The 14,005-nt window shown below is 74.6% G+C and carries 13 protein-coding genes; 8 read left to right on the forward strand and 5 right to left on the reverse strand.

Going from position 1 to position 14,005, the window contains the following annotated elements; genetic code table 11:
• Nucleotides 1-118 precede the first annotated feature (118 nt).
• The 3 genes from ACZ6KF_RS11095 (at nt 119) to ACZ6KF_RS11105 (ending at nt 4,714) form a co-directional block, all read left to right on the forward strand.
• Nucleotides 119-1,903 (forward strand): N-acetylglutaminylglutamine amidotransferase, encoded by a 1,785-nt coding sequence (locus ACZ6KF_RS11095; protein ID WP_469238175.1) that lies wholly within the window; start codon nt 119-121, stop codon nt 1,901-1,903.
• Nucleotides 1,876-4,140, forward strand: a complete 2,265-nt coding sequence (locus ACZ6KF_RS11100; protein ID WP_469238177.1) for a S9 family peptidase — start codon at nt 1,876-1,878, stop codon at nt 4,138-4,140. The genes ACZ6KF_RS11095 and ACZ6KF_RS11100 overlap by 28 nt, the downstream gene beginning before the upstream one ends.
• Nucleotides 4,141-4,267: 127 nt before the next feature.
• A complete protein-coding gene (locus ACZ6KF_RS11105; protein ID WP_356634046.1) occupies nt 4,268-4,714 on the forward strand; it encodes an SPW repeat protein in 447 nt (148 codons plus the stop codon).
• Nucleotides 4,715-4,872: 158 nt separating this feature from the next.
• Here the strand turns inward: ACZ6KF_RS11105 and ACZ6KF_RS11110 are convergent, their stop codons facing one another.
• Both ACZ6KF_RS11110 and ACZ6KF_RS11115 read right to left on the reverse strand, forming a co-directional pair.
• Nucleotides 4,873-5,253 (reverse strand): hypothetical protein, encoded by a 381-nt coding sequence (locus ACZ6KF_RS11110; protein WP_356634048.1) that lies wholly within the window; start codon nt 5,251-5,253, stop codon nt 4,873-4,875.
• 72 nt (nt 5,254-5,325) lie between these two features.
• Nucleotides 5,326-5,700, reverse strand: a complete 375-nt coding sequence (locus tag ACZ6KF_RS11115) for a MerR family transcriptional regulator (RefSeq protein WP_356634050.1) — start codon at nt 5,698-5,700, stop codon at nt 5,326-5,328.
• Between the two features lie 123 nt (nt 5,701-5,823).
• Between ACZ6KF_RS11115 and ACZ6KF_RS11120 the strand changes: the two genes are divergently transcribed.
• Complete coding sequence (locus ACZ6KF_RS11120; protein ID WP_469174916.1) at nt 5,824-6,723, forward strand: NAD(P)-dependent oxidoreductase; 900 nt, start codon at nt 5,824-5,826, stop codon at nt 6,721-6,723.
• Nucleotide 6,724: 1 nt separating this feature from the next.
• Nucleotides 6,725-7,156: a PPOX class F420-dependent oxidoreductase gene (locus tag ACZ6KF_RS11125; RefSeq protein ID WP_356634054.1), complete on the forward strand. Its 432-nt coding sequence runs from the start codon at nt 6,725-6,727 to the stop codon at nt 7,154-7,156.
• Nucleotides 7,157-7,328: 172 nt separating this feature from the next.
• Here the strand turns inward: ACZ6KF_RS11125 and ACZ6KF_RS11130 are convergent, their stop codons facing one another.
• Nucleotides 7,329-8,525, reverse strand: coding sequence for a cytochrome P450 family protein (locus ACZ6KF_RS11130; protein ID WP_469238180.1), 1,197 nt, complete (start codon nt 8,523-8,525; stop codon nt 7,329-7,331).
• Nucleotides 8,526-8,637: 112 nt separating this feature from the next.
• On the opposite strand from ACZ6KF_RS11130, the gene ACZ6KF_RS11135 reads away from it, so the two are divergent.
• Nucleotides 8,638-9,441 (forward strand): thioesterase II family protein, encoded by an 804-nt coding sequence (locus ACZ6KF_RS11135; protein WP_356634058.1) that lies wholly within the window; start codon nt 8,638-8,640, stop codon nt 9,439-9,441.
• A gap of 31 nt (nt 9,442-9,472) precedes the next feature.
• On the opposite strand, the gene ACZ6KF_RS11140 is transcribed toward ACZ6KF_RS11135, so the two are convergent.
• Both ACZ6KF_RS11140 and ACZ6KF_RS11145 read right to left on the reverse strand, forming a co-directional pair.
• Entirely contained in the window at nt 9,473-10,198 is a 726-nt protein-coding gene (locus ACZ6KF_RS11140; protein WP_469238182.1) for a dienelactone hydrolase family protein, read from the reverse strand.
• 48 nt (nt 10,199-10,246) lie between these two features.
• A complete protein-coding gene (locus tag ACZ6KF_RS11145; protein ID WP_469157755.1) occupies nt 10,247-10,567 on the reverse strand; it encodes a DUF2795 domain-containing protein in 321 nt (106 codons plus the stop codon).
• Nucleotides 10,568-11,350: 783 nt separating this feature from the next.
• Here ACZ6KF_RS11145 and ACZ6KF_RS11150 point away from each other — a divergent pair.
• A complete protein-coding gene (locus ACZ6KF_RS11150; RefSeq protein ID WP_469157754.1) occupies nt 11,351-12,559 on the forward strand; it encodes a cytochrome P450 in 1,209 nt (402 codons plus the stop codon).
• An 86-nt stretch (nt 12,560-12,645) separates the two neighbouring features.
• The gene (locus ACZ6KF_RS11155; protein WP_469157753.1) at nt 12,646-13,995 is read left to right on the forward strand and encodes a serine hydrolase domain-containing protein; all 1,350 of its coding nucleotides are present in this window, start codon (nt 12,646-12,648) and stop codon (nt 13,993-13,995) included.
• Nucleotides 13,996-14,005: the final 10 nt, after the last annotated feature.

The raw sequence follows: 14,005 nt of genomic DNA on the forward strand, positions 1-14,005 counted from the left end.
TATTCAGGAGAGATCCCTTCATGTCCAGCAGCACCGCCCAGGCCGCGGCCGCACGGCGCGCCGCGGCGCCTCCTCCGCGGGACACCGACCACCGGACTCGGAAGGGAGGCGGCGCGGCATGTGCGGTCTGAGCGGGGAGATACGTTTCGACGGCGAACGGCCCGACCTCGAGGCGGTCCGGCGCATGAGCGACCGGCTCGCCGACCGCGGCCCCGACGGCAGCGGGACGTGGACGCGCGGCGCGGTCGCGCTCGGCCATCGCCGGCTGAAGATCATCGACCTGTCGGAGCAGGGGGCGCAGCCCATGACCGACGAGGCCGGCGGCGTCACCGGCGTCTTCAACGGCTGCATCTACAACTACCGGCAGCTGCGCGAGGAACTGCGCGGCCTCGGCCACCGTTTCGCGTCGACCTCGGACACCGAGGTCGTGCTGAAGGCCTACCGGCAATGGGGCACCGCCTGCGTGGAGCGGTTCCGCGGCATGTTCGCCTTCGCGCTCGTCGAGCACCGCACCGGACGCCTCGTCCTGGGCCGCGACCGGCTCGGCATCAAGCCGCTGTACCTCGCCCACGCCCCGGGCCGGCTGCGGTTCGCCTCGTCGCTGCCCGCCCTGCTCGCCGCCGGGGACGTGGACACCTCGCTCGACCCGGTCGCCGTCCACCAGTACCTGAGCTGGCACGCCACCGTCGCCGCGCCCCGCACGGTCCTCAACGGCGTGCGCAAGCTGCCGCCCGCAACCGTGCGGGTGATCGAGCCGGACGGCGCCCACCGCGACCGGGTGTACTGGCAGCCGTCGTACACCCGGCGCGCCGAGTACGCGGGCATGGACGCCGACGACTGGCGCGACGCCGTGCTCGACGTCCTGCGCACCGCCGTACGCCGCCGGATGGTCGCCGACGTGCCGGTCGGCGTGCTGCTCTCCGGCGGACTGGACTCCAGCCTGATCGTGGCGCTCCTCGCGCAGGAGGGCCAGCGCGACCTGATGACGTTCAGCGTCGGCTTCGAGTCGGAGGGCGGCGAGGAGGGGGACGAGTTCCACTACTCCGACCTGGTCGCCAAGGAGTTCGACACCGACCACCGCCGGCTGATGGTGCCCTCCGACCGGGTGTCGACGGCGCTGGACGGCGCGGTCGCCGCGATGAGCGAGCCGATGATCAGCCATGACGTGGTCGCCTTCTACCTGCTGTCCGAGCAGGTGTCCAAGGACATCAAGGTGGTGCAGAGCGGCCAGGGCGCCGACGAGGTGCTCGCCGGCTACCACTGGTACCCGCGGCTGGCCGAGGTCGCCCGGGAGGAGGAGCCCGAACGGTACGCCGACGTCTACTTCGACCGACCCCACGGCGACCTCGCCCGCGTCCTGCAGCCCCACATGCTGCCCGCCGAGGACGTGTCCGGACGCTTCGTGCGCGAGCACATGGCGCACCCCGGCGCCGAGACCGCCCTGGACGCGGCCCTGCGCCTGGACACGCACGTCATGCTCGTGGACGACCCGGTCAAGCGCGTCGACAACATGACGATGGCGTGGGGCCTGGAGGCACGGGTGCCGTTCCTGGACCACGAGCTGGTGGAGCTGGCCGCGGCCTGCCCGCCGGAGCTCAAGCTCGCCGACGGCGGCAAGGGCGTGCTGAAGGCGGCGGGCCGTCAGATCCTGCCGCGCGAGGTCGTGGACCGGCCCAAGGGCTACTTCCCGGTCCCGGCGATCAAGCACATGGCGGGCCCCGTCCTGAACCGGGTGCGCGAGGCGCTGCACGCGCCGGAGGCGAAGGAGCGCGGCCTGTTCCAGGAGTCGTACGTCGCCGAGCTGCTCGCGGCGCCCGACGAGCACCGGACCCGGCGCGGGGCCAACGCCCTGTGGCAGATCGCCCTGCTGGAGATATGGCTGCAGACGCACGGAATCAAGTGACCGACGCGCACGGAGCGCGGACGGCGGCGGACGCGGGCGACCCGGCCCGCGCCGCCGCCCCGGCGCCCGTGCCGCTGCCCGGCGCGGGCGGCCCGCGCGACGCGGTGACCCGGCTGCACGCGCACGGCTGCTGGTATCCCTCCGCGAGCCCCGACGGCACCCGGGTCGCCTTCATCTGCGACCGGGGCGGCGTGCCCCAGCTGTGGGCCGGGCCGGTCGACGGCGACGACGTCCACGTCCTCGACTCCTCCCCGGATCCGGTCAAGGAGGTGTCCTGGTCGCCGGACGGCCGCTGGATCGCCTACACCACCGCGCCGGGCGGCGGGGAGCACTCGCGGGTGCTGTGCGTACGGCCCGACGGCACCGGCCGCCGCATCCTGGCCGGGGCCGACCCGGACAGCTCCGCCTACCTGGGCTGCTGGGCCCACGACGGCTCGGCGGTCGCGGTCACCGTCGCCCCGCCGTCCGGCGCCCGGCCGCCCGACGGCGCGGAGCCCGGCGCCCCGGGGGAGACCCACCCCGTCCCGCCGGCCGACTGGGCCGGCCGCGACGGCCGGGCGACGCTGCTGGGCGGGGTGCCGTACGACGCGACGACGGACGCCCGGGCGACGCTGCTCGGCGCACCGGGCGCGCCGGGCACGAGCGGCGTACCGGCCGGTGCCCCGCTCGCGGAGTTCCGGCCCCTCGCCGGCCGGGCGCCCGGGCGGGACGGCCGGGCGACGCTGCTGGGGGCGGTCCCCTACGGCGCCGCGGCGCGCGGCCCGGCCGTCCGGTCCGGCGGCGGTCTGTCGGCGTATCTGATCGACCCCGACGGGATCGCGTCCCCCGTCCTCGTCGCCACCGAGACGCACGCCGCCACCCTGCGGGTCTGCGACCTCAGCCACGACGGCGGGCTCGCGCTGCTGCGGCGCGGACCGCGCGGGCGACGCGAGGCGGTGATCCGGCGGCTCGCCGACTCCGCGACGACCGGCACGTTCGCCGTCGCCGACGGCGACCCGTGGATCGGCCGCTTCTCGCCCGACGCGCGGACGCTGTGGCTGCGCAGCAACGCCGACCGGGAGTTCGCGGCGCTGTTCGCCGTCGCGCTCGGCCCCGGCGGGGAGCCGCTCGGCCGCGCGGTCGTCGCCGAACGCGACGGCAGCGACCTGGAGCTGCTCGCCCTGGCCCACGACGGCCGCACGGCCGCACTCGCCTGGAACGTGCAGGGCGCGAGCGACCTCGAACTCGTCGAGACCTTCCCCGCCCACCGGGCCACGGACGCCACCGGCCCCGCCAGGCCCGTCCCCCTGCCCCATGAGGTCGTCACCCGCATCACCCCCGCCGGGACGGGCCGGCTCCTGCTCGCCCTGTCCGGTTCCCAGCGCCGGCCCGGCGTGTGGTGGGCCCACGAAGGCGTGTCCCTGCTGCGCACGCCCTGGTCCTCACGGGCCGAGGACGCCGTCCCGCCCGGCCGTCCGCCCGTCCGCCCCGTCCCGCTGCGGCTCACCGCCCGCGACGGACTCCCGCTGAGCGGCTGGTACTACAGGGCGCCGGGCCGCCCCTCGCACGTCCCCGCGCCCTGCGTGATCCATCTGCACGGCGGCCCGGAGGAGCAGGAACGCCCGGTGTTCAACCCGCTCTACCACGAGCTGCTCGGCCGCGGCCTGGACGTCTTCGCACCCGACGTGCGCGGCTCCTCGGGGCACGGCCGGTCCTTCGTCGACGCCGACCTGGGCGCCGGCCGTTTCGCCGCGCTGGACGACGTCGCGGACTGCGCCGCCCACGCCGTGCAGGCGGGCCCCGCCGACCCGACCCGACTGGCCGTCATGGGCCGCTCCTACGGCGGCTACCTGTCCTTCGCCTCCCTCGTGTGGCACCCCGACCTGTTCCGCACGGGCGTCGCCGTCTGCGGCATGTCGGACTTCCTGACCTTCTTCGCCGGCACGGAGCCCTGGATCGCGGAGTCGGCGGCCCACAAGTACGGGCACCCCGAGCGCGACCGCGAGCTGCTGCGGGCGCTGTCGCCGATGACCCGCATCGACGCCCTGCGCGTCCCGCTCCTCGCCGTCCACGGCGAGCACGACACCAACGTGCCGCCGGGGGAGTCGGAGCAGTTCGTGCGCGCCGCGCGCGAGCGCGGCATCCCCGCCGAGCTGCTCACCCTGCGCGACGAGGGACACGACTTCCTGCGCGCGGACAACCGCCGGCTCTTCCGCCGGGCCGCCGCGGACTGGCTGGAACGCGTCCTCGGGGAATGACCGCGGGAAATCACCGCGCAAGCAGCCCCGCAGGACGGTTCGACCCGCGCGTCGCGGGTTACTCGGGGGAGCCATCGAGCCGGAACTTCCGGAGGTGATGGGAGTGGCAACCTCTCACGGGTCCCCCATGGAGACCCATCCCGACATCATCGACATACGCAACCGTCACGAGATGGCGGAGCGTGCCGCGAGCACTCCCAAGGCGCAGGCCATCGAGACCCTGGCCTTTCTGACGGGCGTGTACCTGGCGGCCTCCCCGTGGATCGCGGGGTTCAGCAACCTGTCCGCGCTGGCGGTCAACAACCTGATCGTCGGCATCGCCTACGCGCTGCTGATGAGCGGTGGTTTCGGCCGCGCCTACGAGCGCACCCACGGCATGGCCTGGGCGGCCTGCGCCCTCGGCGCCTGGACGATCGTCGCGCCGTGGGTCGTCGCCGGCGACGTGAGCACCACCCGGTCGGTCTGGAACAACGTCGTCGTCGGCGTCATCGGCCTGCTGCTCGCCCTGGGGGCGAGCGCGGCGGCCAGGGCGGCCGAACGGCCGCCGAAGCCCGGACGCCGTACGCCGGCCTGACGGGGACGCCGTACGCCGGCCCGAAAGGAGCGAGCCGGCCGCACCGCGGCCCGGACCCGGATGCCGGTCCGGGCCGCACCTCTGTCCGCCTCCGTCCCCCCCCGCCCGTCCCGTCCACGTCCGCCCGCGACGGGCCGGGGCCGGCCGGCCCGGTCCGGTCAGACGCCGGGGCGTGTCCCGATGCGCATGCCGGGGCGGCGGCGGTGCACCGTCAGATACGTCAGCCCGTCCTCGCCCGCGACGAGACCGCGCGCGGCGCCGTGCGGCAGCCAGACCAGAGCGCCGGCGGCCAGGGGCCGTCGGTCCCGCCCGGTGGAGAGGGCGCCGTCGCCGGCCAGCACGAGCAGCAGCACGTCGAGGTCGGGCTCCGTGTGGGCTCCGACGCCGGCGCCCGGCGCGACGCGCACCACGTTGGCGTCCAGCTGCCGGCCCGGCTCGGCCAGTCGCCACAGCGCCCCGGTGGCCGACGCCTCGGCGGTGAGCGCCCCGGTGTCGCACAGCACCCGCGCAGCCCCGTCGTCGGCCGCCGCGTCACCCATCAGCCGTCACCCTCCGCACACGTCCCGAACCGGCAGGACCGGAATCGTATACGCGCGGCGGGCCGCCCGCCGTCACGCCGGCGCGTACTGCCGCCCGTCGCGTTCCGTGTCGGCGAGGTAGTCGCGCAGGGCGCGGCGTGAGCGGGTGAGGGTGTCGATCTGCTCGTCGAGCGCGTGCAGCCGGGCGCGCAGGGCGTCGACCAGCTCGGGGCAGGCGTAGAACTCGGGCGTCGGGCCGTTGGCGCAGGGCAGCAGGAACGCGATGTCCTGGGTCGACAGACCCGCCTCCAGCATCTTCCTGATCTGGCGCACGGTCAGCACCGCGTCGTCGCCGTACTCCCGGTACCCGCCCGGGCTGCGGCGGGGCTTCAGCAGTCCCTGGGCCTCGTAGTAGCGCAGCTGGTGGGTACGGACCCCGGTCCTGCGGCTCAGCTCGCCGATCAACATGCCGGTCTCCCCCTTGACCTTCATACCGGTGTGAATGTCCAGGATTCTGTCACGGCGTCCGCGCCGGGGGGCGGATGCCCGCGAAGTCAGGTGAATGTGCGGACATATGAAGGAGTGGCGACGATGAGCGACGACGGCGACGCGAGGAAGCCCGTCCCGGTGACGGTCCTGGGGCTGGGACTGATGGGACAGGCGCTGGCCGGGGCCTTCCTGGACCGCGGGCACCCCACGACCGTGTGGAACCGCACCGCGGCAAAGGCGGGGGAACTGGTCGCACGGGGCGCGAGGGCGGCCGGTTCGCCTGCCGAGGCGGTGGCGGCCGGCCCGCTGGTGATCGTCTGCGTCACCGACTACGACGCCGTGCGCGCACTCCTGGACCAGGTGGACGCGTCGCTCGGCGGACGGGTTCTGGTGAATCTGTCCTCCGGCACGTCCAAGGCCGCGCGCGAGACGGCCGACCGCGTGGCGGACCTGGGCGGCCGCTATCTCGACGGCGCCATCATGGCCGTGCCGCAGGCCGTCGGCACGGACGAGGCGATCGTCGTCTACAGCGGGCCGCGCGACGTCTTCGACGCCCACGCGGCCGACCTCGCCGCCCTGGCGGCGAGCACCGAGCACCTGGGCGAGGACCCCGCCCTGGCCGCCCTGTTCGAGCAGGCCGGGCTCAGCCTGATGTGGAGCGTCATGAACGGCTTCCTCCAGGGCGCCGCCCTGCTCGGCGCGGCCGGCGTCGACGCGACGAGGTTCGCGCCGCTCGCCCGGACGGCGGTCGGGACCGTGGCCGACTGGCTGCCCGGCTACGCTCAGCAGGTCGAGGACGGCGCGTATCCGCCCCTCGACGCCACCCTGGACATCCATCTGAACGCCATGGAACACCTGGTCGAGGAGAGCGAGTCGCTGGGCGTCAGCGCCGAACTGCCGCGCTTCGTCCGGGCACTGGCCGCCCGGGCCGTCGCCGGCGGGCACGGCGGCGACGGCTATGCCGCTCTGATCGAGCAGTTCCGCGAGCCCACGGAGGCATGACATGACCGATGCCGCGTTCGACCCCCGCGCCCTGCTCGCCGAGAGCCGGCTCGGCGTCCTCGCCACCATCAAGTCCGACGGCCGGCCGCAGCTCTCCCCGGTCATGCCGTTCTACGACCGCGCCGCCGAGCGCTTGTACGTGTCGATGACCGAGGGCCGGGCCAAGACCGCGAACCTGCGGCGGGACCCGCGGGCCGCGCTGGAGGTCACCGCCCCCGACGGCCGCTCCTGGGCCACCGCCGAGGGCACGGTCACGCTCGTCGGCCCGGGGACCGATCCGCACGGCCCCGAGGCCGACGCGCTCGTGGACTACTACCGGCTGGCCGCCGGTGAGCACCCGGACTGGGCCGAGTACCGGTCGGTGATGGTGTCCGACCGCCGGGTGCTGATGACGATGGCGGTCGAGCACGTGTACGGCGCTCGCATCGGCTGACCGGCCGGGCGGGGCCGCGCCGCTCACCGGAGCCGGGACATCCGGATCCCGACTCCCGGTCCGGTCCCGGCTCCGGTTCGGCGTCCGGTCCCCGGCTCCGGTCCGGCGTCCGGTCCCCGGCTCCGGTCCGGCGTCCGGTCCCCGGCTCCCGTCCCGGCTTCCGGACGTCCCGTCACGCGGTGAACCGCACCGGCAGGCTCACCGGGCCGCGGATCATCATTCCCGACCGCCAGGCGAGGGCCGCCGGATGGACGTCCAGGGCGAGATCGGGACAGCGTTCCAGCAGGGTACGGATGGCGATGCGGGCCTCCAGCCGGGCCAGTGGGGCGCCCAGGCAGTAGTGGATGCCGTGGCCGAAGGCGACATGGCCGCGGGCGTCGCGGGAGATGTCGAAGCGGTCGGGGGAGGGGAAACGGCCGGGGTCGCGGTCGGCGTCGGCCAGTGCGACCAGGACCAGTTCGCCGCCGCCGGGCACCACCGTGTCGCCGATCGTCACGGGCTCGGTCGTGAAGCGGTAGGTGGGGGTCTCCACCGGCCCGTCGTAGCGCAGCATCTCCTCCACGGCCGCGTCGATGCGGGAGAGGTCGGCGCGCAGGGCGGCGAGTTGGCCGGGGTGGGTGAGCAGGGCGAGGACGCCGTTGGAGATGAGGTTCACCGTCGTCTCGTGACCGGCGACGAGCAGCAGCCATGCCATGCCGAGGAGTTCCTCGGGGGAGAGCCGGTCGCCGTCCTCGTCCGAGCCGTGGATCAGGGCGCTCATCAGGTCGTCGCCCGGCCGTTCGCGCTTGTCGGCGACCAACTGCTCCAGGTACCGGGCCATCGAGGCGGCGGCGGCCCTGCGGACCTCGGGCTCGGTGGCGCCGAGCGCCTCGTTCGACCAGGCGCGGAAGGAGTCCCGGTCCAGGTCGGGGACGCCGAGGAGGGCGCAGATCACCGAGATGGGCAGGGGGAAGGACAGCGCCTCCACGAGGTCGGCCCGGCCGTCGGGCGCCGCCAGCATCCGGTCCAGCAGGGCGTCGGTGGTGCGCTGGATGCCGGGGGCGAGTTCCTCGACCCGGCGCGCGGTGAACTCCCGGGCGACCAGTCTGCGCAGCCGTGTGTGGTCCGGCGGGTCGGCCCTGAGCATGTGGGGCCCGGAGGAGATCGCGCCCAGCGGCAGCGCGGGGGAGGCCTTGGCCCAGTCCTTGGACAGGCGGGGATCGGCGAGCGCGGCGCGTCCGGCCTCGTAGCCGACGACCAGCCAGGCTTCCGCCTTGCCCTCCGGCATCCGGACGCGGTGCACCGGGCCCTCGGCACGTAATCGGGCGTACACGGGGTAGGGGTCGCGGGTGAAGGACTCGCCGAGCGCGGCGAGATCGACGATGCTCACGGGGCTACCACCTCACTGGCAGAGCACGGCAGGTGCGGCGCTGGTCCGCCGGACCGCATTATCTCCGTGCCGCGGGCGGGAGCGCCGCGAAGACGAAGGGCGGGATGCGGGAATGGCGGGGAACGACCCCTGGATCAGGGAACTGCGCGGTGCCGAACGGCCGCGCGCGCGGGTGGTGTTCTTCCCGCACGCCGGTGGGGCCGCCTCGTTCTTCTTCCCGTTCGCGCGGCGGTTCCCGGAGGGGTACGACGTCTCGGCCGTGCAGTATCCGGGGCGGCAGGACCGTCTCGGCGAGCCGTTCGTCACGACCGTCGAGGGCCTCGCCGACCAGGTGACGCCCTCGCTGCGCAGGCTGGCGGCCGGGCCGGCGCCGCTGGTGCTGTTCGGGCACAGCATGGGGGCGTCCGTCGCCTTCGAGGCGGTGCTGCGGCTGGCCGCGCTCGGCGCGGGCGGACGCTGCCGGCTGGTCGTCTCCGGGCGGGGCGCGCCCTCGGCCCCGCGCGAGGACCCCGTGCTGCGCACCGACCAGGAGATCCTCGACCACGTCACCGGCCTGGGCGGCACCGACTCGGCCGTCGTCACCAGCCCGGAGCTGATGGAACTGCTGCTGCCCGCCATCCGCAACGACTACCGGGCGGTGGAGCGGTACCGCCCCGCACCGGACGCCGTGGCGGACGTGCCCGTCCTCTGCCTCACCGGCGACCGCGACCCGCGCGCGACGGTGGAGGAGGCCGCCGCCTGGAAGAGCCACACCACGGCCGGCTTCCGCCTGGAGGTGCTGCCCGGCGACCACTTCTACCTGTCCGACCACGCGGACACGGTCGTACGGTTCACCGCCGAGCACGCGACCGCCGGGGACCAGCCGGGCGCCCCGGGGCGTCGGCGACCGGAGGAGGTCGCGCCGCACAGCGACTGACGAGGTCGCGCCTCCCGGTGCGGCGGCGAGGTCACGCCTGCCCGTGCAGACGGGACAGGAACCACTCGGCGGCGGCCTCGGCCACCTCCTCCAGCGCGCCCGGCTCCGGGAAGAGATGGGTGGCGCCTTCGACGACCCGGAGTTCGTGCGGGGCCGTCAGCTGCCCGGCCGCCCGCCGGTTGAGGCGCAGGACCTCCTCGTCCCGGCCGCCGACCAGGAGCAGGACCGGTGCCGCGACCCGCCGCAGCGCGTCGTCGGCCAGGTCGGGCCGGCCGCCGCGGGAGACCACGGCGTACACCCGCCCGGGCCGTTCGGCCGCCGCGACCAGTGCCGCCGCCGCGCCGGTGCTGGCCCCGAACAGGCCGACCGGCAGGCCCGCGGCGCCGGGGAGGGCCGCCAGCCGGTCCACGGCCGCCGTCAGCCGCCCCGCCAGCAGGGGGATGTCGAAGCGGTGCAGGCCCGTCACGGCGTCCGCCCGCTCCTCCCGCTCGCCCAGTAGGTCGAGCAGCACCGTGCCCAGTCCCGCCCGCAGAAGGCGACCGGCGACCGCCCGGTTGCGGGGGCTGAACCGGGAACTGCCGCTTCCGTGCGCGAACAGCACCACCGCCCGGGCGCCGGCGGGCACCGTCAGATCGCCGTCGAGCACGGTGCCGTCCACGGGAACGGACACCGGCACCGACGCGGACTCGGCCTCCGGCACCGGCGCGAACTCGGCCTCCGCCTCCGGCTCCGGCTCAGGGACCGGCTCGGGAATCATCCCGCTCACCTCCCGCGCCCCCTTTTCCGCACCGTCGGGCGCGGTCCGTCAGCCGTCCAGTTCGTCCTGCACGGGCGGCTTGGGCGTCTCCCGCAGATGCTGGGACTGGCCGGGCCGGCCGCCCTCCCGTGCCTGCAGGGCGCGCTGTGACGGGGACAGGCCCAGATCGGAGTCGGGGTCCACGCGCACCGACCGGGCCACCTCCTCGCGGTTCGCGTACTTCTCCGGCGGAATACCGCGCAGTGCCTTGACGACCTCTTGAGAAGCGCCGGAGACGCGCGCCGCCTCGACCAGTTCCTCCTTGCCCGCCGGGAAGTCGACGCCCTTGATCGCCTTCACCACGTCCCGGGCACTCGTACGGTGCGCCATGGTCCTCTCCTCCTCTTCCGCCTGGTCTCCAGCCTGGTGTTTTCCTGCCTCGTCGTCCTCGTGCGTCACACACTCCCGGGGTCCGGGTAACCGTCCTCGGCCTCAAGCTCACCTCGAGACGGCGTCTACCTCTTGGTGCACGCCCGCGCACACGAGGTGACTCCGAGCGCCGGTGCAGTGGTTCGCACGCCGGTGCCTTTGCGTCACGCCGAACGGCTCGGGTGAGGCTGTTGGGGCTGGTGGCGGCGTGCGTGCCACCAGGTCGGCGAAGAAAATCTGACTTTTCTCGGGAGCGTCGAGTTTGAAGGTCGGGTGACGGGATACACGCGGTCAGGGCGTGCGAGCGCTGGGGCATCTCCCGTTCAACTTCGGGGGGTTGCCATCTCGTGACCCACCGTGAAGACTGTGAGCGCGTTCGACAGGGACCAAACGGGTCGAACCTGTGTTCTTAGCGTGAAACGCACCATCGTGGGACAGGGGAAGTCCCGCGCAGCCGCTGCGCGGGAAGAGTCGCTGGGAGATGTGTGATGTCTGCTTGGTGCCCGAGGGGTGTGCCGCAGTCCGGCCGCGTGCGTGCGGCCCGGTCGGCGGTGCGGCGGACGTCCGAAACGGCCCTTGTGGCCGCCCTGCCGTACGGAATGCGCTCTCCGGTCTGTTGACGGCCCCGCCCGGGGCCCCTTCGACCCTCCACGCCGGCCGGGGCGGACCCGGCGGCCGAGCAGCGGCGCGTCCGTTCCACCCGTGGCCACGCAGGGCCCGCGCGTCCTCACCCAAGGAGAAACGGTGTCAAGCAGCGAACTGACGGGGACCGCCTCGGTCCTGGACGCGTTGTCCGACCGGTGGAGAACCCTCGCCGACGCGGACCCCGTCACCCACGACGCGGCGCAGGGCCTGTGGCGTGTCGTGGACCACCAGGGCGTCTCGGCCGTGCTCGCCGATCCGGCGACGTACTCCTCGGACCTCACCCCGATCACCCCCGCCCAGGAGGACTTCGACGCCTTCCGGAGGGGCAACTTCGTCGGTATGGACCCGCCGGAGCACCGCAAACTCCGGACCCTGGTGAGCCAGGCCTTCACCCCGAGAGTGGTGCACGGACTCGCACCGCGCATCGAGGCCGTGTGCGCGGACCTGCTGGACCGGGTCGCCGACCAGGACGTGTTCGACGTGGTCGACGCCCTCGCCTATCCCCTGCCCATCATCGTGATCGCCGAACTCCTCGGCGTCCCGGCCGGCGACCACAAGCTGTTCCAGGAATGGGCCGGCACGCTCTTCGCCGGGGACCAGCTCGGCGAGAGCCTCGACATGGCCGACCTGGAGCGGGCGCTGGAGGCCATCGCGCCGACCGTGCGCGAGATGAACGGCTACGTGCTCGACCACATCCGCCACCGCCGCGCGCACCCCGGCGACGACCTCACCAGCAAGCTCCTCGCCGCCGAGGTGGACGGCACCCGCCTGGCGGACGAGGAGATCGTCGGATTCGTGGCCCTGCTGCTGGTCGCCGGGCACATCACCACCACCGCGCTGCTCGGCAACGCCGTCGTCACCCTCGACCGGCACCCCGGCACCCTCGCCGCGCTGCGCGAGGACCCCGACCGGCTCCCGGACACCATCGAGGAAGTGCTGCGCTGGCTGCCCCCCTTTCCCGAACTGGGCCGGCGCACCACCCGCCCGGTCGTGCTCGGCGGGCACGAGATCCCGGCCGACGCCCTGCTGATGGTCCACCTGGGCGCCGCCAACCGCGATCCCTCCCGCTTCACCGCCCCGAACGTCTTCGACGTCACCCGCAGCCCCAACCCCCATCTGACGTTCGGACACGGCATCCACTTCTGCTTCGGGGCGCCCCTGGCCCGGCTGGAGGCCCGGATCGCGCTGCGCACGCTGCTGGAACGCCATTCCCGCATCGCGGTCCCCTCCTACGAGGACGTCGCCTACCAGAACCCCGCCGTCCTGGTCGGCGTACGCCGGCTGCCGATCGCCGTCACCGGGCCGTAAACGCGCACCCCGCGCACCCCGCACCGCTCCCCACGCGGCCCGACCCCGCTCTCCCCGCACCCGCTCTCACGAGGAGTCCCCTTCTCATGCCGTACCCCACAGCCGCTTCGGCCCTCGACCGGCCGCCGTCCCCCGCCCGCCGGGCGCTGCAGAGCCGCCTGGACACCCTCGCCCGCGAACACCGGGTACCCGGCGCCCAGGTGGCCGTGGACACCGGGACGGAGCTGATATCCCTGCACACCGGCACGGCCGACGCCGTGACGGGAGCACCGTTCACCGCGGACACGGCCGTGCCGCTGGGCTCCGTCACCAAGGTCGCCACGGCCGCCGCCGTCCTGCTCCTGGCGGACGACGGAGAGTTCGACCTCGACGACGCCGTCGCCGAACTCCTGCCCGAGTTACGCGCGTTACCCGACCTGACGGTACGACACCTGCTGAGCCACACCTCGGGCCTGCCCACCGGCCCCGACTCCGACAGCGCCGCAGGCGCCACCGCCGCGCGCTATCTGTCGGCCGTCTGCACCGCCCACAACGCCCTGTTCCCGCCCGGCAGCGGCTTCTCGTACTCCAACGCCGGCTACGTCGCCGCCGGCCGGCTCGTCTCCGAAGTGACCGGCATGACCTGGCACGAGGCGATACGGGCCCTGCTCCTGGAACCCCTCGGCATCACCCCCGCCTTCCTCGGCGACCCGGCCCCCGCCCGCCCCGTCGCCGGCGGCCACGCCCTCAACACCGCCTCCGGGCAGGTCCGCCCGGCCCGGCAGAACCTCGCCCCGGTGGAGGCCCCGGCCGGCGCCCTGCTGGCGAGCGCCGCCGACCTCGCGGCCCTCGGCAGGGCGGTCATCGGCCGCACCCGCGTGCTCCCCGCCCCGCTCGCCGCCCGGATGCGGCAACCGGAACCGGCCGCCGACCCCGGCGCCCTGGCCGACGCCTGGGGACTGGGCCTCGCCCTCTTCCAGGAGGACGGCCGCGTGTGGTGCGGCCACGACGGAAACGCCCAGGGCACCTCCTGCCATCTGCGGGCCGACGCGGACAGCGGCGTCGTCGTCGCCTTCACCGGCAACGCGGGCGGCGCCACCGCCCTGTGGCGCGACCTCGCCGCCGACCTCGCCGACCTCACCGGCGTGCGCGTGCCCACCGCCGCCGCGCCCACCCGCACCGGGCCCGCCGTACCGCTGCCCGAGTGCGCCGGCGTCTACCGCAACGGCGGCGTCGAGTACGCCGTCAAGCTCGACGGCGACGGCATGCCGACGCTCTCCGTCGACGGCGACTACCCCCTGCCGCTCGTCTGCCACCCGGACCTCACCTACGACCTGGTCGACCCGGCCACCGGCCGGCGCGAACCGGGCGGGCGCTTCCACCGCGACCCCGCCACCGGCGTCATCGACCGGCTCCAGATCTCCGGACGCACCGCGCGCCGCGCCCCCACCGCCTAGACCGCGCGCC

This window comes from Streptomyces sp. NPDC046379, assembly GCF_055587785.1.

Coding starts and splice junctions, on each gene's coding strand:
- ACZ6KF_RS11095 (WP_469238175.1), top strand. CDS start 119: ATGTGCGGTCTGAGCGGGGAGATACGTTTCGACGGCGAACGGCCCGAC.
- ACZ6KF_RS11100 (WP_469238177.1), top strand. CDS start 1,876: ATGGCTGCAGACGCACGGAATCAAGTGACCGACGCGCACGGAGCGCGG.
- ACZ6KF_RS11105 (WP_356634046.1), top strand. CDS start 4,268: ATGGAGACCCATCCCGACATCATCGACATACGCAACCGTCACGAGATG.
- ACZ6KF_RS11110 (WP_356634048.1), bottom strand. CDS start 5,253: ATGGGTGACGCGGCGGCCGACGACGGGGCTGCGCGGGTGCTGTGCGAC.
- ACZ6KF_RS11115 (WP_356634050.1), bottom strand. CDS start 5,700: ATGTTGATCGGCGAGCTGAGCCGCAGGACCGGGGTCCGTACCCACCAG.
- ACZ6KF_RS11120 (WP_469174916.1), top strand. CDS start 5,824: ATGAGCGACGACGGCGACGCGAGGAAGCCCGTCCCGGTGACGGTCCTG.
- ACZ6KF_RS11125 (WP_356634054.1), top strand. CDS start 6,725: ATGACCGATGCCGCGTTCGACCCCCGCGCCCTGCTCGCCGAGAGCCGG.
- ACZ6KF_RS11135 (WP_356634058.1), top strand. CDS start 8,638: ATGGCGGGGAACGACCCCTGGATCAGGGAACTGCGCGGTGCCGAACGG.
- ACZ6KF_RS11140 (WP_469238182.1), bottom strand. CDS start 10,198: ATGATTCCCGAGCCGGTCCCTGAGCCGGAGCCGGAGGCGGAGGCCGAG.
- ACZ6KF_RS11145 (WP_469157755.1), bottom strand. CDS start 10,567: ATGGCGCACCGTACGAGTGCCCGGGACGTGGTGAAGGCGATCAAGGGC.
- ACZ6KF_RS11155 (WP_469157753.1), top strand. CDS start 12,646: ATGCCGTACCCCACAGCCGCTTCGGCCCTCGACCGGCCGCCGTCCCCC.